Genomic DNA, 14,602 nt, shown 5'->3' on the forward strand with positions numbered 1-14,602 from the left:
TCGCCGGCGGGCTCTGCTGATCGGGTCGGGCCGGCTTACTTGCAGTTGGCGCAGAAGCGCTGGATGCGTTTGCAGGCCTCTTCGAGCTGTTCTTCCGAAGCGGCATAGGAGATGCGGAAGTTAGGGCCGAGGCCGAAGGCCGAACCGTGGACGACGGCGACGCCTTCCGTTTCAAGAAGCTCGGTGACGAAATCCTCGTCGGTCTCCATGACCTTGCCGGACGGCGCGGTCTTGCCGATCAGGCCGGCGCAGGACGGGTAGACGTAGAAAGCGCCTTCCGGAGACGGGCAGACGATGCCCTTCGCCTGGTTGAGCATCGAGACCACCAGGTCGCGGCGGGCTTCGAAGATCTTCTTGTTGGCCGGGATGAAGTCCTGCGGACCGTTCAGCGCCTCGACCGATGCCCATTGGGCGATCGTGCAGGCGCCCGAGGTCTGCTGGCCCTGGATCATGTCCATCGCCTTGATCAGCTCGAGCGGGCCGGCCGCATAACCGATACGCCAGCCGGTCATCGCATAGGCCTTGGAAACGCCGTTCATCGTCAGCGTGCGGTTATAGAGCTTCGGCTCCACTTCAGCTGGGGAGACGAACTTGAAGTCGCCATAGGTCAGGTGCTCGTACATGTCGTCGGTCAGCACCCAGACGTGCTCGTGCTTGACGAGTACGTCCGTCAGAGCCTTCAGCTCGTCATGGGTATAGGCAGCGCCCGAGGGATTGGACGGCGAGTTGAACAGGAACCACTTGGTCTTCGGCGTGATCGCCTTTTCGAGATCGGCCGCGGTCACCTTGAAGTTGTTTTCCTGGCTCGCCTTGATGAAGACGGACGTGCCGCCGCAGATGGCAACCATCTCCGGATAGGAAACCCAGTAGGGCGCGGTGATGATCACTTCATCGCCCGGGTTCAGTGTCGCCATGAAGGCGTTGAAAAGAATCTGCTTTCCGCCGGTACCGACGATCGTCTGGGCCGGGGTGTAATCGAGATTGTTCTCGCGCTTGAACTTCCGGGCGATCGCCTCGCGAAGCTGCGGAATGCCGGAAACCGGCGGATATTTGGTCTCGCCGCGATTGATCGCGTCGATGGCGGCTTTCTTGATGTTTTCCGGCGTATCGAAATCCGGCTCGCCTGCGCCGAGCCCGATCACGTCGCGGCCCTTTGCTTTCAGGTCGCGGGCTTTCTGGGAAACGGCGATGGTGGCAGAGGGCTTTACGCGGGAAAGTGCGTCGGCAAGAAAGGCCATAATCTTCGTCCTGAAGAGCTGTTGAACAAGGCGGCATCGCGCGCCGAAAACCGCCCGTACGCTCTATGTCTAAACTGTGACGCCGTTTCAAGCACAAAGCTTGAATGTGAGCCATGAAAGAAGCTGATTAAAACCTTCGAAACCTTCTTTACAACCACGTAACCCTTGAATGCTACAACCAGGAGGGAGGGATAACGGAAACGACGGGCACAGGCATGACGCCGAGAAGCATCTTCGCCAATCTGGTTCGCAGCGACAACGGGTCGTTCTCCACCATCTACGGCCCCTTCCTGCTGCAATCGGCCCTGCAGCCGATCTTTCGGTCGACGCCTGACAGCGGCCTTGAAATAGAAGCCTTCGAAGGCCTGCTGCGCGCCTCCCGCGACGCCGAACCTGTCTCGCCGGCGGAGTTCTTTCCGCTCGTCTCCCCGGTCGACATGGCCGATGTCGACAGCATCCTGCGCACCATCCACATCCTCAACACTGGCCGGCTGAACCGCGCGCGCGCCCGGATTTTCGTCAAATTCCATCCCGGCCTCTTCCGCACGCCCCAGGAAATGCGTCAGGAAGTCGATCGCATCAAAGTCGCCAGCCACGAAGCCGGCCTCGCACCGGATCGCATCGTCTGCGAAATCTCCGAAAGATCGGGCGCGGCCGACGATATCGTCGTCGCCTTTACCGAACACATGCGGGCAGTCGGCTTCCGCATCGCCATCGACGATTACGGCGCGCGCGATTCCGACCTCGATCGGCTGAAGCGCATCAGGCCGGACTATGTGAAGTTCGAGGCCGCCTGGGTCCGCGACTTCCTCGACAATTCCGCCGGTTTGGCGCTGCTGCGCGTCATCGTCGGCCAGATGCTCGACGACGGTATCGAGCCGATCTTCGAAGGGCTCGAAGAAGTGTGGCAGGTGGATCTCTGCGAGGAACTCGGCGTGCCGTTGATGCAGGGCTATGCCCTTGCTAGGCCCGAACTCGCACCGACGACATTCAACGAGAGCTTTCCGGAAAACCTCGCCGACCTTGCGCCGCTCCACACGGGTTCTAGCGACATCACGCTGGGTGCCAGCAGGGCCGCCGCCGCGCCCCCTCCTCCGGTCCTCGTCAAGCCGGTATCCGCGAGACCCGCCCGCACCTTCGGCCGCCGGCAATCCGGCGGCGAATAAGGCGGCAAGCCAGGGCTTTTACGCAACGACCGACCGCCGCCGCGGGTCCTCAAGGACTCCGCGCAAGGTCCTCTGACGCGCCCCCAAAATACATGAGCGACGAATCTTTTTCTTTTCGCGCCATTTGCGCCAAAATGGCACAGAATAGGGTAAACAAAGCATTGCCAGCGATGAATTGGGTCGCGGAGGCGCGATGGAAAGGCGCAAACCCCGCATTTTCAGGCGTTCCGGCAATTTGCAATTTCTCATTGTGGCGATGGTTCAAAAAACTTTTTCTTGCCAATTTTCGATAAACACAGCACTCTGTGCAAGTTCGGGCAATTTACGAGCATGGGAAGACCTATAATGACGCGTTCCGAAGGCGCTAAGACTTCGGGCGATAGGCCGGGGGCGGAGATTTCAAAGCAATTCCTGCCGGTCATCGCGGTAAAGACAGGGACCCTTTCTTAAAGCTGCCTGCCGCCGCCCTTCGGGGCTACACTATGATGCTGTCCGCCGCTGAACACGGACAGAGAGAAAAGGACCTGCTGCATGGCCGAGACTGGCACTGTAAAATTCTTCAATACCGACAAAGGCTTCGGCTTTATCAAGCCTGACAATGGTGGCGCCGATATCTTTGTTCATATCTCTGCCGTACAGGCTTCCGGCCTGTCCGGATTGTCGGAAAACCAGAAAGTGAGCTTCGACACGGAACCGGATCGTCGCGGCAAAGGCCCCAAGGCCGTTAACCTGCAGATCGCCGGTTAAGCCTCTCCGGAGGCTTTCCATTTCGAGTTGAAGCCCGGCAGCGATGCCGGGTTTTTTTTAAATCGACGTATTTTTGGTCGAGTTGTGTCGCGGCTCCGGCGCGCCGAGGCCGCGCAGGAACGGATTGGTGCGCCGTTCGTCGCCGATCCGGCTTCCCGGCCCATGGCCGCAGATGAATCCGACCTCGTCGCCAAGCGGCAGAACCTTATCGCGGATCGAGGCGAGCAGGGTATCGTGATCCCCGCCCGGCAGGTCGGTGCGACCGATCGAACCGTTGAACAGCACGTCGCCGAGATGCGCGAAACCTTGCGCGCGGTTGTAGTAGATCACATGACCCGGCGCGTGGCCCGGGCAATGGAAGATCTCGAACACGTGGTCGCCGAACGAGACCGTGTCTCCCTCGTTGAGCCAGCGGTCCGGCACGACGTTGCGCGCTGCCATCTTGACCCCGAATTTTTCCGCCTGCGTCTCCAGCCGCTGCAGGAGTGGCAGGTCGGCCTCGTGCGGCCCGATCACCCGGATGCCCAAGGCCTCGCGCAATTCGTCGGCGCCGCCTGCGTGGTCGATATGCCCGTGCGTCAGCCATATTTCCGTAAGCGCAATACCGTTTTCCTGAATGACCTGCAGAATGGTCGGCACGTCGCCGCCCGGATCGACGACCACGCCCTGTTTGGTCTCGTCGTCGAAAAGGATGGTGCAGTTCTGCTGGAATGGCGTCACCGGAATGATACCGGCCTGTAACTTGCCCATGATGCCTCGGTCTCAAGCGATAATATCCGGCGGGGTATACCGCTAAACGGAAGGCATTTCAGCCGAAAAGATCAATTCGAGGCGAGGGTCGTGTTGTGCGCCTCGGCGGCAACCGGCGGCGAGAGGGATACGGTGGCAATCAGGAAGGCGGCAATCACGATCTTCAGCGCAAAAACCGTCACCAGAACACCTTTTAGCGGGTTTGCCGGGCTTGAGGTTTCCATCGTGATCGGCGGGAGTGCGGCAAAGGTCTGCGCGGTCGTCATCTGGGTCGTCATAGGCTCTCTCCGGTGCTTGTGGCGGGATCAATGGACTGGCGGGAGAAAGGTTCCCTGCCTTCTTTCGACCTGTTGCGCTCCCGCCACAGCATGCGGGTTCCAGCCACCTCCGGCGGAACCACCCGGACACGCCGGGGTTACCCCGCCAGTCAACATGAGGAGAAAATCCATGACGACTTGGTTGAAACGCCCGGATTTGAAGTGCCGGAACCTGACCTGGCTGGGCCTCGGCGCCGTCCTTTCGGCGCTCGCCCTGCCCGCCCAGGCGCAGATGACAACCACCACCGCTTCGGACATCATCGTCCGCTCCGGTCCCGGCCAGAACTATCCCGAAATCGGCCTTGCCACCCGCGGCAGCCCGGCCATGATGGATGGCTGCCTCGAGGGCAGCAAATGGTGCCGCATCGATGTCAACGGCATGCGCGGCTGGGTCTATGCGCAATACCTGACCATCCGCCACAACGGCGCGCCGGTCGCGGTAGAGCAGTATCGCACCCAGTATGAAGTCCCGACCGTGACCTACGAGACGACGGCAAGCATCGCTCCCCCGGCACCCGTGCCCGGCCAGGGCGATATTCTGCTTGGACCCGTCGGCGCCGTGGAAGCCGTAGAGCCGCCGGAAACCGTCATCGGCTATATCGAGGAGCACCCGGCCCAGCCGGTCTATGTCCGCAACGAAGTGGCAATCGGCGCCACGCTGCCGCCCGGCGTGGTGGTCCAGCAGGTGCCGGACTACGACTACGATTATGTGGTGGTCAACGACCGGCCCGTGCTCGTCGATCCGGGCACCCGTCGCATCGTCCACATCTACGATTGAATTCTCGTCAAAGGGCGCCCCGGACGGCGCCCTTTCCCTTTGCGCTGGCCCGCATCCGCCCTTTCCAACAAATGCTGTTGATTGTTCAGCCTGTTCGCGCTTTATGACGTGCGTCAGGTTACACTGTGAAATCAGTAAATAAGAGCTTCGGCCGAACGGCAAGCAGCCATAAGGGAAAGGAAACGCGAGTGTCGCGCGCATCGACGGGAAAAGCCGTCAAGAAGGTCCTGCCGGCCATGCCGGCAGTCGATGAAGCCCAGATCGACTTCGAGACCATCGAACTGCTTTTCTTCGCCTACCGTGATTTCGTGTCCGATCCGGACGCCATTCTCGCCAAGATCGGCATGGGCCGCGCCCACCACCGGGTTGTCTATTTCGTCAGCCGCCAACCGGGCATGATGGTCACCGACCTTCTTGATACGCTGCAGATCACCAAGCAGAGCCTTGCGCGCGTCCTCAAGCAATTGATCGAATCGGGTTATATTCGCCAGATGGCCGGCGCCAAGGATCGGCGCCAGCGCCGGCTCTATCCGACGCTGGCGGGCCGGGAACTGGCGCTCGCCCTTTCCGAGCCGCAATCGCGCCGTATCGCTCGCGCCATGGAGGAGCTGACCCCGGACACGCGGGCCTCGGTCAAGGAATTCCTGCGCCACATGCGCGGCCGCGACGAAAGCATCGAGCCAATAGACAGCGATCTGGATTAAGCGGAACCCCCGAGATGACGACACTGCCCCCTTCCGATGATGCGCCCCATCTTCTTGTGGTCGACGACGATACCCGCATCCGCGATCTCCTAAACCGTTACCTGATGGAACAGGGGTTTCGCGTCACCGTCGCGGGCGATGCGGCGGAAGCCCGCCGCAAGCTCGAAGGTCTGCATTTCGACCTCGTCATTCTGGACGTGATGATGCCCGGCGAGTCCGGCATTTCGCTTACCCAGTCGCTCTACCAGAAGAAGACGGTGCCGGTGATCCTGCTGACGGCCCGCGCCGAATCGGAATCGCGCATCGCCGGCCTCGAAGCCGGCGCCGACGACTATTTGTCGAAACCCTTCGATCCGCGCGAACTGGTGCTGCGCATCAACAATATCCTCCGCCGCAGCACCTCGCCCGACACGCCGAAGATTGAGCAGATCATGTTCGGGCCTTTCACCTTCTCGATCCCGCGCAAGGAATTGCGCAAGGCGGCCGAGACGATCCGGCTGACCGACCGCGAACAGGAGATCATGCTGCTGTTTGCACTGCGTGCCGGCGACACCATTCCTCGCCACGAGCTGATCGGTGACGACGCCGAAGTCGGCGAGCGCACGATCGACGTGCAGATCAATCGTTTGCGGCGTAAGATCGAGGAAGATCCGGCCAACCCCGTCTATCTCCAGACGGTGCGCGGCATCGGATACAGGCTGAGTATCGATTAGCCGGAGCAAACCGGCACAGGCTGAAGGCAGGATGGCACTTTTCGACCCCCTGAAGCGCGACATGGACCGGCTGACCCTACCGGGCTGGCGGCCGATGACCCGGTGGCTGCGCCGCCGCCTGCCGACCGGCCTCTATACGCGCTCTCTTCTGATCGTCATCCTGCCGATGCTGCTGCTGCAGGGCGTCGTCGCCTCCGTCTTCATGGAGCGGCACTGGCGCATGGTGACCGAACGCCTGTCGGAAAGCACGGTGCGCGATATCGCCGGCATCATCGAGGTGATCCAGGCCTATCCGCAGGACAGCAATTATGATGCGATCAGCCGTATCGCCAGCGACGCGCTGAACCTCACCATCGCGGTCGAGGAAAACGGCCAGCTGCCGCCGCCCCGCTCCCGGCCCTTCTTCGAGATCCTCGACGATATCCTCGCCGACCAGATCACCCGGCAGATCCAGATGCCCTTCTGGATAGACACGGTGGGCGACAGCCGGCTCGTCGAGATCCGCATCAAGTTCGACACGAGGGTGCTGCGCGTCTTCGTCCGCCGCGGTTCCACCTACGCCTCCAACACCCACATTTTCCTCGTCTGGATGATCGGCGCGGCCTTCGTTCTGGTCGTCATCTCGATCCTCTTCCTGCGTGGCCAGATCCGGCCGATCCTGACGCTGGCGAGCGCCGCCGAGAGTTTCGGCAAGGGCCAGAAAACCGATGGTTTTTCGCCGCGCGGCGCCGACGAGATCCGCCGCGCCGGCCTTGCCTTCATCCAGATGCGCGAACGCATCGAGCGGCAGATGGAACAGCGTACCGCCATGCTCGCCGGCATCAGCCACGATCTTCGAACCATCCTCACCCGCTTCAAGCTGCAGCTGGCGCTTGCCGGCAACAAGCCGGAACTTTCCGGAATGGGCCAGGACGTCGACGACATGCAGTCGATGCTGGAAGGATACCTCGCCTTCGCCAAGGGCGAGGCGGAGGAGGATTTCGGCGAATTGCGGCTGAGCGAACTGCTCGAAAAGCTGCGCTCGGAATTTACCCTGCACGGCAAGACCATGACCTACGAGATCGACGGCGAGGACGAGATCGCCGTTCGCCCCAACGCCTTCACCCGGCTGGTCGGCAACCTCGTCGCCAACAGCGAACGCTACGCCAAGTCGCTGCATGTCGATGCAAGGCACAGCGCCAAGTGGCTGACGCTGACCCTCGACGACGACGGCCCCGGCATCCCGGCCGCGTCGCGCGAGGATGTCTTCAAACCCTTCTACCGCCTTGACGAGGCCCGCAATCTCAATTCGTCCGGCACCGGGCTTGGCCTTGCGATCGCCCGCGACATCGCCCGTGCCCATGGCGGCAATGTCACGCTTGCCGACAGCCCCCGCGGCGGCCTGCGCGCCGTCGTGCGCGTACCCGCCTGATCATCTTTCGAGGAACCGATGCCGATCGACCTGTCCCGAATGTCCTGGCTGAACCCGCCGCCGGAAAGCCGCGAAGAGAATGGCAGGCTGATCGCCTGCTCCGGCTTTGAAACCGATTTCTGGCAGGGCACCTATTACGGCTTCCACCGCGACAGCGGTCACTTTCTCCACCAGACGCGGAACGGCGATTTCACCGCCGAAACTTCCTTCGCCGGCCGCTACGAAGCGCTCTACGACCAGGCCGGCCTGATGATCCGCCATGACGAAAAACACTGGGTGAAATGCGGCATCGAATTCACCGACGGCGCCCGCCATTTCAGCGTGGTGGTGACCAACGGCCGTTCCGACTGGTCCGCCTTCCGCCTCACCGACGATTTCGAGGAAATTTCCGTCCGTGTCACCCGCATGGGCGACGCCCTCTTCGTCCAGTACCGCACCGATGTGCAGCCGGACTGGCGCATGGCGCGGCTCGCTTATTTCCCGCCCGAACTCACTGAACTCTCCGTCGGCATGACCTTCTGCTCACCGCAACGCGCCGGCTTCGAGGTCGAGTTCCGGTCGTTCGATCTGAGCGACGTCAAGAGCCGCGATATCCACTGACGACCTGCGCGACGCATCAGCGCCGGTTACATCAGCTTGCGGCCGTTCGGCACCGGCTGTTCGACAGCGGCCAGCACGATCGCGCCGTTTTCGTCCTCGAAGCCGAGGGTCAGCACTTCCGAGCGGAACGGGCCGATCTGCCGCGGCGGGAAATTGACGACGCCGAGCACCTGCCGGCCGAGAAGCGTCTCCGGCGTATAATGCACGGTGATCTGCGCCGACGACTTCCTGATGCCGATCTCCGGGCCGAAATCGATCTTCAGCTTGAAGGCCGGCTTTCGGGCTTCCGGAAAGGCCTCGACCTCGACAATCGTGCCGACGCGGATATCGACTCGTTCGAAGTCGCCGTAGGTGATCTCTTCAGCCATGGAATTCCACTCAGGCGCCGAGTTCTTCGGCTCTGTTGCGGGCGGCGGCGACCGCCTTGTCGAACAACGGTTGCATGCCGTCGTCCGCCATCAGAACCGCAAGCGCTGCGGCGGTCGTGCCGTTCGGCGAGGTGACGTTCTGGCGAAGCCTGGAAGCGTCGTCGGGCGACTGATGGAGGAGTTCCCCTGCCCCTGAGACGGTTTCGCGCGCAAGCCGCATGGCGAGATCAGCCGGCAGACCGGCTTTGCGGCCCGCTTCCGCCATGCACTCCACGAGATAGAAGACATAGGCCGGGCCGCTGCCCGAAACGGCAGTCACCGCATCGATATCCGCTTCGCCCGATACCCATTCCACCGGGCCGCTGACCTTCAGCAGCGATTGCACCGCTTCGCGCTGAGCCCCGGTGACCTTGGGATTGGCATAGGCGCCGGTCACGCCGCGCCCGATCATCGCTGGCGTGTTCGGCATGGCACGCACCATGGCGGCTTCGCCGAGATGCTTTTCGAGATAGGCGAGCGTCTTGCCGGCCGCGACCGACACGACCACGGTGCCGGAACCAACGACCGGCTTCAAGGGCGGCAGGACGGCGTCCATAAGCTGCGGCTTCACCGCAAGGAACAGGATATCCGCGGATACACCTTGCGGCAGCACGGTGAGGTGTTGCGCGCCGGCCTCCGAGATCATCGTTTTCATGGCATCGGACGGCGACGGGTCGATGACGGTCACGGAGGCGCCGGGCACGCCTTTCTTCAACCAGCCGGACAGCATTGCGCCGCCCATATTGCCGGCGCCGACGAGAATGATCGATCCCAACTGACCCAAGGCCATCAGCATTCGCCCACGGTTTCGAACAGAACGGCTTCCATGGCGGCTTTCGCCTCCATGCCCGACCATACGACAAACTGGAACGCCTGATAATAGGCCTCGCAGGCTTCGAGCGCGCTCGAAAGCAGCACTTCGACCTGCTGGTTGTTGGGCTCGGCGCCGCCGGCCAGAAGCAGCGACTGCCGGAAGATCACGACGTCTTCCTGGCGCCAGAGGTCGAAATGCCCCATCAGCACCTGGCCGTTGACATGGCTCAGCAGGCGGATGACTTCATTGACGCGGGCATCGGGGATCTTGATATCGAAAGCGCAGGCCAGATGCAGCGCTTCGAACTCCTCCATCCAGGAGAAGGAAACATGGTAGTCCGTCCAGCGGCCTTCCACGGTCATGGCGATTTCATCCTCGCCCGACCGTTCGAACGTCCAGTCGTTCGAGGCAGCAACGAATTCGATCATGTCGACCGGATTCGACTGACGTTCGATTTCCATTTCCATAAGGCTCATGCGGCACCTTCTTGACCGGAATGAATGCGAATTCGTGCGGATAAAACGCCAAAACACGCGAACAATAACCGGGAACAACACTGTCGATGATCGTCCGACGCTGCCAGAATAACGCAGTCACCCTGTCTGGAGCTTACCAGGCCGTTTCGAATCATCCTTTAAAATCAGTGTACCTAGACGGAGTCCGGCTGCCAGCCCCTTCTGCGGTTTTTACAGGACCAAATCTCCAAACGCGTTCGCAGCGCAGATCAGAACGGAGTCATAACCGACTCTGGACACTCGGTTTTTTGACAGTGTCCACAGGGTGTCATTTTTTTGGAAGAAGCACTGGAAAACGATCAAGCACCTTCGCCCACGCCGACGGTTTTCCGGGCGCGGTTGGTTGGGAATGGGACAGGCGGAGGTATTTCGGTGGTATCGATGCCAATGCCCTCACCTTCAAAGGAAGCAGCAGACGACCGTTGGCTGCGAAGCAGCCGGACAGCCGCACTATGGCCGTCGCCATCCTATGGTGTGGGCATCGCGCGTCCCCTGTGGAGAGAACGCACGACATCTGATGATCAATGAAAACCGCCACTGGCAGTCAATCGCTCTCCGGTTATCCAGCCGGCATCGTCGGAAGCCAGAAAGACCGCGATTTTGGCGATGTCATCGGGCTGACCGATACGTCCGAGCGGAGTCTGGGTCACAGCTTCGCGCTCGAAGTCAGAGCCGATGAACCCTGCGGTGTGCGTGCCCTCGGTCTCGACCATACCGGGGAGAATGGCGTTGACCCGGATTTTACGCGGACCCAACTCATTGGCAAGCACGCTCGTGATGGCATCTACCGCTCCCTTGGTACCGGTATAGACCGACGAGGCAGGCGGAGCCAAACTGGTCACGACGGACGAGATATTGATGACGCTGCCGCCATCACCAAAGTGCTTGACCGCTGCTTGTGTCGCGAACAGGACGCCCAGAACGTTCACGTCGAACATTCGGCGATAATGTTCCTCGTCGATTTCTTCGATCGCGCCGAACGCGTAGATGCCTGAATTGTTGACCAGCACGTCGAGGTGACCGAACTCGTTGACCGCAGCGTCGATCAATCCCCTTGCCTGTTCCGCCTTCGAAACATCGCCCTGTACGGCGATCGCCCTGCCGCCGGCCGCGGTGATGGCCTGGACAACGGCGTCCGCTCCCGCCTGGCTCGAAGCGTAATTCACGACGACGGCCGCACCCTCGGCGGCGAGCGCCTTGGCGATGGCAGCGCCGATCCCCTTTGAGGCCCCGGTCACCACGGCCACTTTTCCTGCAAGTTTAGACATGATCGTTCCTTTTCAACCCGGAAACCGCCGGTATCGACGGTACTGTTCCGTAGTTCGGAAATTCGGAACTGTTGATCTGTATTTCAAGTGCACCTATATAAAAGTTATGAGATCGCTCTTTCATCCAGCAATTGGGGATATAAAACCCGAGGCAATCCTCTACGCTCTTTCTGATCCGGAACGTGCGGCGATATTTGCGCAGATCGCAGGCGCCGGCTCGAGCGGAAACTGCGCTGCGCTTTCCAGTTTGGGCGAGCGTGTCATCCCCAAATCATCGCTCTCTCAGCATGTCAAAGTTCTGCGCGAGGCCGGCCTTATCCGGTGCGAGCGCCGTGGCATCGAGATGAGCAACCATTCGCGTTGCTCGGAAGTGGATGCTCGCTTCCCGGGGCTTATCCTTGCCATTCTGACTGCCTACGGACGGCCTCCCGCGGCTGCAGATTGAAATCCGTCGTCGACGGCACCATACAGCCGGAATTTGCGACTGCAGAGGGTTCCTGGACCTTCTAGGTCACCCATGCCGCATGGGGGCGGAACGGCACCATTGGCAATTGATGCTGCATAAGATTGGAAATAGGGCGCCGCCGCCCCGCACCTCTCCCGCGTTGCGCGGGACACAACCCTCTTCCGCGGGCCGGGAGAGGGTCTATTGCGACGAATGAAATTACTGCGCCGAAAGCTTCGCTTCCAGTGCTTCGATCCGCGCCTTCAGCGCTTCGTTCTCGTCGCGGGCGCGGGCGGCCATTTCGCGGACGGCCTCGAATTCCTCGCGCTTGACGATATCCATGCTGTTGAGGAAGCGCTCGGCCTGGGCGTGGAATGCGGTTTCGACCTCCTTGCGCACACCTTGGGCGGCGCCGGCGGCATCGGTCATCAGCCGCGCGAAATCGTCGAGAATGCGGTTCGTGCCGGTTGCCATGGTTTTGAACTCCCATATCGTCTGGCCGGCAATCCGGCCGGCGAATGTTCATGAGGATCAAGTAGGGCCTGCGCGGTCCGCTTGCAAGCATCATCCACCGTTAGCATCAGCACTCGCTTAGATTCATCTTGACCGCCGAATGCCGCAACGCCATGTTCCGCGAAATACCGTTAGGTGGGAACCCTGTAACTTGTACGAAGCGCTTCATCTTTTCGCTCTGATGCCGTTCCCGAACATCAATCCGGTGGCCTTTTCCATCGGCCCGCTCGCCATCCATTGGTATGGGCTCGCCTATGTCGCCGGCATCATGCTCGGCTGGTTTTATGCGCGCCGGCTGGCGGCGAACGCCTCGCTGTGGAGAAACGATCAGTCGCCTATAACCGCAGCCCAACTCGACGATTTTCTCGTCTGGGTCGCGGCCGGCATCGTGCTTGGAGGCCGTATCGGCTACATCCTGTTCTACGATCTGGCGGCAGTGGCCGCAAACCCGATCCGCGCGATCGAGATCTGGAACGGCGGCATGTCCTTCCATGGCGGCTTCATCGGTGCGACGATCGCCATGATCATCTTCGCCCGCCGTAATGCCATTCCGGTCTGGAGCATGTTCGATACGGTCGCCGCGGTCGTGCCCTTCGGCCTGTTCTTCGGCCGCATCGCCAATTTCATCAACGGCGAACTGTGGGGACGCCTCAGCGACGCGCCCTGGGCGGTCGTCTTTCCGACCGGCGGGCCTTTCTCGCGCCACCCGAGCCAGCTCTACGAAGCCGGGCTCGAAGGCATCGTGCTCGTGCTCGTCCTTGCCCTGATGATCTTCCGTTTCAAGGCCCTGAAGATCCCGGGCACCATCGCCGGGACCTTCGTCGTGGGTTATGCGCTCTGCCGTATTTTCGTGGAATTCTTCCGCGAACCTGACGCACAGCTCGGATATCTGCTCGGCACAAGCTGGCTGACGATGGGCATGGTGTTGTCGCTGCCGATGATCGCTGCCGGCCTGTGGGCGATCGTCAGGGCCCGCGCGGCGGTAACGTCCGCGGCAAAGGCTTGAGGGAGGCGCCCGTTGAGCACTCCTCTGACCGAAAAGATCAAGACCCTGATCCGCACCAACGGTCCGATCAGCGTCACCGATTATTTTGCGCTCTGCCTGGCCGATCCGGAATACGGCTACTACCGTACCCGTGAGCCCTTCGGCCGCCACGGCGACTTCATCACCGCTCCGGAAATCAGCCAGTTGTTCGGCGAGATGATCGGCGTCTTCATGGTGCATGCCTGGCAGCAGCACGGCACGCCGACCGGCGTCCGGCTGGTGGAGATCGGCCCCGGCCGCGGCACGATGATGGCCGACATGCTGCGGGTGATCAAACGCATCGCGCCGCCGCTTTTTGAAGACCTGCATGTGCATCTGGTCGAGACCAGCGAGCGCCTGCGCGGCGTCCAGCGCATCACGCTCGAAGCCTTCTCCACCAAGGTTTCCTGGCATGACAGCTTCGAGGAAGTCCCCGACGGCTTCACGCTGATCGCCGCCAACGAATTGTTCGACGCGATCCCGATCCGCCAGTTCGTCAAGACGCCCACCGGGTTCCGCGAACGTCTCGTGGGCCTGACCGCCGAGGATGAACTGGGCTTTGCCGCCGGCGTCGCGACACTCGATCCGCAGCTCCTGCCCTCGCCGGCCGCCGGCATTCCGGATGGCACCATCTTCGAGCTGTCGCCGGCCCGCCAGGCGGTCATGCTGACGCTGTGCGAACGCTTGCGCAGCTTCGGCGGCACGGCGCTGATCATCGACTACGGCCACCTCGTCACCGGCTTCGGCGATACGCTGCAGGCTGTCCGCCACCACGACTACGACCCGCCGCTCGAAAATCCCGGCGAGGCGGATCTGACCAGCCATGTGGACTTCGAGGACCTCGCCCGCATTGCCGTCTCCATGGGCGTGCATCTCAACGGCGGCCTGCACCAGGGCGATTTCCTGTTCGGCCTCGGCCTTGCGGAACGGGCCACCGCGCTCGCCAAGGACAAGGAGCCGACCGAACAGCGGCTGATCGCCGCCGCCGTCGACCGACTGGCCGGCGAAGGTGCCGGCAAGATGGGCGAATTGTTCAAGGTCATCGCGGTGTCGAGCCCGGCGCTCAACCTGATGCCCTTCCGGGCTGTGGAATAAGGTGCGGGCAGCAACGGATTGACATCCGCCCTTCCCTTGCGCCACTCTCGCACGAGATCGAAGCAGCAGGCGCACCCTGAAAACCTGCCCAAAACCC

19 protein-coding genes are annotated in these 14,602 nt (G+C 61.7%); 10 read left to right on the forward strand and 9 right to left on the reverse strand.

Annotation, left to right across the window (positions count from 1 at the left end):
• Positions 1 to 35 precede the first annotated feature (35 nt).
• On the reverse strand, positions 36 to 1,238 hold the full coding sequence (locus J2X76_RS08415; protein WP_113128451.1) for a pyridoxal phosphate-dependent aminotransferase: 1,203 nt from the start codon (positions 1,236 to 1,238) through the stop codon (positions 36 to 38).
• A gap of 215 nt (positions 1,239 to 1,453) precedes the next feature.
• Between J2X76_RS08415 and J2X76_RS08420 the strand changes: the two genes are divergently transcribed.
• Positions 1,454 to 2,404 (forward strand): EAL domain-containing protein, encoded by a 951-nt coding sequence (locus J2X76_RS08420; protein ID WP_310214941.1) that lies wholly within the window; start codon positions 1,454 to 1,456, stop codon positions 2,402 to 2,404.
• 49 nt (positions 2,405 to 2,453) lie between these two features.
• On the opposite strand, the gene J2X76_RS08425 is transcribed toward J2X76_RS08420, so the two are convergent.
• Positions 2,454 to 2,669 (reverse strand): hypothetical protein, encoded by a 216-nt coding sequence (locus J2X76_RS08425; RefSeq protein WP_310214944.1) that lies wholly within the window; start codon positions 2,667 to 2,669, stop codon positions 2,454 to 2,456.
• 266 nt (positions 2,670 to 2,935) lie between these two features.
• Here J2X76_RS08425 and J2X76_RS08430 point away from each other — a divergent pair, with 266 nt between their 5' ends.
• Positions 2,936 to 3,151: a cold-shock protein gene (locus tag J2X76_RS08430; RefSeq protein WP_003494703.1), complete on the forward strand. Its 216-nt coding sequence runs from the start codon at positions 2,936 to 2,938 to the stop codon at positions 3,149 to 3,151.
• Between the two features lie 57 nt (positions 3,152 to 3,208).
• Here the strand turns inward: J2X76_RS08430 and J2X76_RS08435 are convergent, their stop codons facing one another.
• Both J2X76_RS08435 and J2X76_RS08440 read right to left on the reverse strand, forming a co-directional pair.
• Complete coding sequence (locus J2X76_RS08435) at positions 3,209 to 3,901, reverse strand: MBL fold metallo-hydrolase (protein WP_310214947.1); 693 nt, start codon at positions 3,899 to 3,901, stop codon at positions 3,209 to 3,211.
• Between the two features lie 71 nt (positions 3,902 to 3,972).
• Positions 3,973 to 4,179, reverse strand: a complete 207-nt coding sequence (locus J2X76_RS08440) for a hypothetical protein (RefSeq protein ID WP_113128448.1) — start codon at positions 4,177 to 4,179, stop codon at positions 3,973 to 3,975.
• A gap of 169 nt (positions 4,180 to 4,348) precedes the next feature.
• Between J2X76_RS08440 and J2X76_RS08445 the strand changes: the two genes are divergently transcribed.
• The 5 genes from J2X76_RS08445 to J2X76_RS08465 all read left to right on the forward strand — a co-directional run bounded on the left by J2X76_RS08445 (position 4,349) and on the right by J2X76_RS08465 (position 8,424).
• Positions 4,349 to 4,996 (forward strand): DUF1236 domain-containing protein, encoded by a 648-nt coding sequence (locus tag J2X76_RS08445; RefSeq protein WP_113128447.1) that lies wholly within the window; start codon positions 4,349 to 4,351, stop codon positions 4,994 to 4,996.
• Positions 4,997 to 5,232: 236 nt separating this feature from the next.
• Entirely contained in the window at positions 5,233 to 5,700 is a 468-nt protein-coding gene (locus J2X76_RS08450; RefSeq protein WP_113128516.1) for a MarR family transcriptional regulator, read from the forward strand.
• A 14-nt stretch (positions 5,701 to 5,714) separates the two neighbouring features.
• Positions 5,715 to 6,413, forward strand: coding sequence for a response regulator (locus tag J2X76_RS08455; RefSeq protein WP_113128446.1), 699 nt, complete (start codon positions 5,715 to 5,717; stop codon positions 6,411 to 6,413).
• A 31-nt stretch (positions 6,414 to 6,444) separates the two neighbouring features.
• Positions 6,445 to 7,824 carry an ATP-binding protein gene (locus J2X76_RS08460; protein ID WP_113128445.1) on the forward strand — a complete coding sequence of 460 codons (1,380 nt, stop codon included), beginning with the start codon at positions 6,445 to 6,447 and terminating at the stop codon, positions 7,822 to 7,824.
• Between the two features lie 18 nt (positions 7,825 to 7,842).
• Entirely contained in the window at positions 7,843 to 8,424 is a 582-nt protein-coding gene (locus J2X76_RS08465) for a DUF1349 domain-containing protein (protein ID WP_310214952.1), read from the forward strand.
• A gap of 26 nt (positions 8,425 to 8,450) precedes the next feature.
• On the opposite strand, the gene J2X76_RS08470 is transcribed toward J2X76_RS08465, so the two are convergent.
• The 4 genes from J2X76_RS08470 to J2X76_RS08485 form a co-directional block, all read right to left on the reverse strand.
• Complete coding sequence (locus J2X76_RS08470; protein WP_113282625.1) at positions 8,451 to 8,792, reverse strand: tRNA-binding protein; 342 nt, start codon at positions 8,790 to 8,792, stop codon at positions 8,451 to 8,453.
• Positions 8,793 to 8,802: 10 nt separating this feature from the next.
• On the reverse strand, positions 8,803 to 9,621 hold the full coding sequence (gene proC / locus J2X76_RS08475; protein WP_310214955.1) for a pyrroline-5-carboxylate reductase: 819 nt from the start codon (positions 9,619 to 9,621) through the stop codon (positions 8,803 to 8,805).
• On the reverse strand, positions 9,621 to 10,121 hold the full coding sequence (locus J2X76_RS08480; RefSeq protein WP_113128442.1) for a YbjN domain-containing protein: 501 nt from the start codon (positions 10,119 to 10,121) through the stop codon (positions 9,621 to 9,623). The genes proC and J2X76_RS08480 overlap by 1 nt, the downstream gene beginning before the upstream one ends.
• Before the next feature lie 560 nt (positions 10,122 to 10,681).
• The gene (locus J2X76_RS08485; protein WP_310214958.1) at positions 10,682 to 11,428 is read right to left on the reverse strand and encodes a glucose 1-dehydrogenase; all 747 of its coding nucleotides are present in this window, start codon (positions 11,426 to 11,428) and stop codon (positions 10,682 to 10,684) included.
• A gap of 106 nt (positions 11,429 to 11,534) precedes the next feature.
• Between J2X76_RS08485 and J2X76_RS08490 the strand changes: the two genes are divergently transcribed.
• Positions 11,535 to 11,873, forward strand: a complete 339-nt coding sequence (locus J2X76_RS08490; RefSeq protein WP_113282628.1) for a helix-turn-helix domain-containing protein — start codon at positions 11,535 to 11,537, stop codon at positions 11,871 to 11,873.
• Between the two features lie 219 nt (positions 11,874 to 12,092).
• On the opposite strand, the gene J2X76_RS08495 is transcribed toward J2X76_RS08490, so the two are convergent.
• Complete coding sequence (locus J2X76_RS08495) at positions 12,093 to 12,347, reverse strand: accessory factor UbiK family protein (RefSeq protein ID WP_038588297.1); 255 nt, start codon at positions 12,345 to 12,347, stop codon at positions 12,093 to 12,095.
• Positions 12,348 to 12,567: 220 nt separating this feature from the next.
• On the opposite strand from J2X76_RS08495, the gene lgt reads away from it, so the two are divergent.
• The gene (lgt, locus tag J2X76_RS08500) at positions 12,568 to 13,392 is read left to right on the forward strand and encodes a prolipoprotein diacylglyceryl transferase (RefSeq protein WP_113128513.1); all 825 of its coding nucleotides are present in this window, start codon (positions 12,568 to 12,570) and stop codon (positions 13,390 to 13,392) included.
• Between the two features lie 12 nt (positions 13,393 to 13,404).
• The gene (locus tag J2X76_RS08505; protein WP_310214963.1) at positions 13,405 to 14,505 is read left to right on the forward strand and encodes a class I SAM-dependent methyltransferase; all 1,101 of its coding nucleotides are present in this window, start codon (positions 13,405 to 13,407) and stop codon (positions 14,503 to 14,505) included.
• The last annotated feature ends 97 nt before the right edge of the window (positions 14,506 to 14,602 follow it).

This window comes from Neorhizobium sp. 2083 (genome assembly GCF_031455615.1).
GTDB lineage: Bacteria > Pseudomonadota > Alphaproteobacteria > Rhizobiales > Rhizobiaceae > Neorhizobium.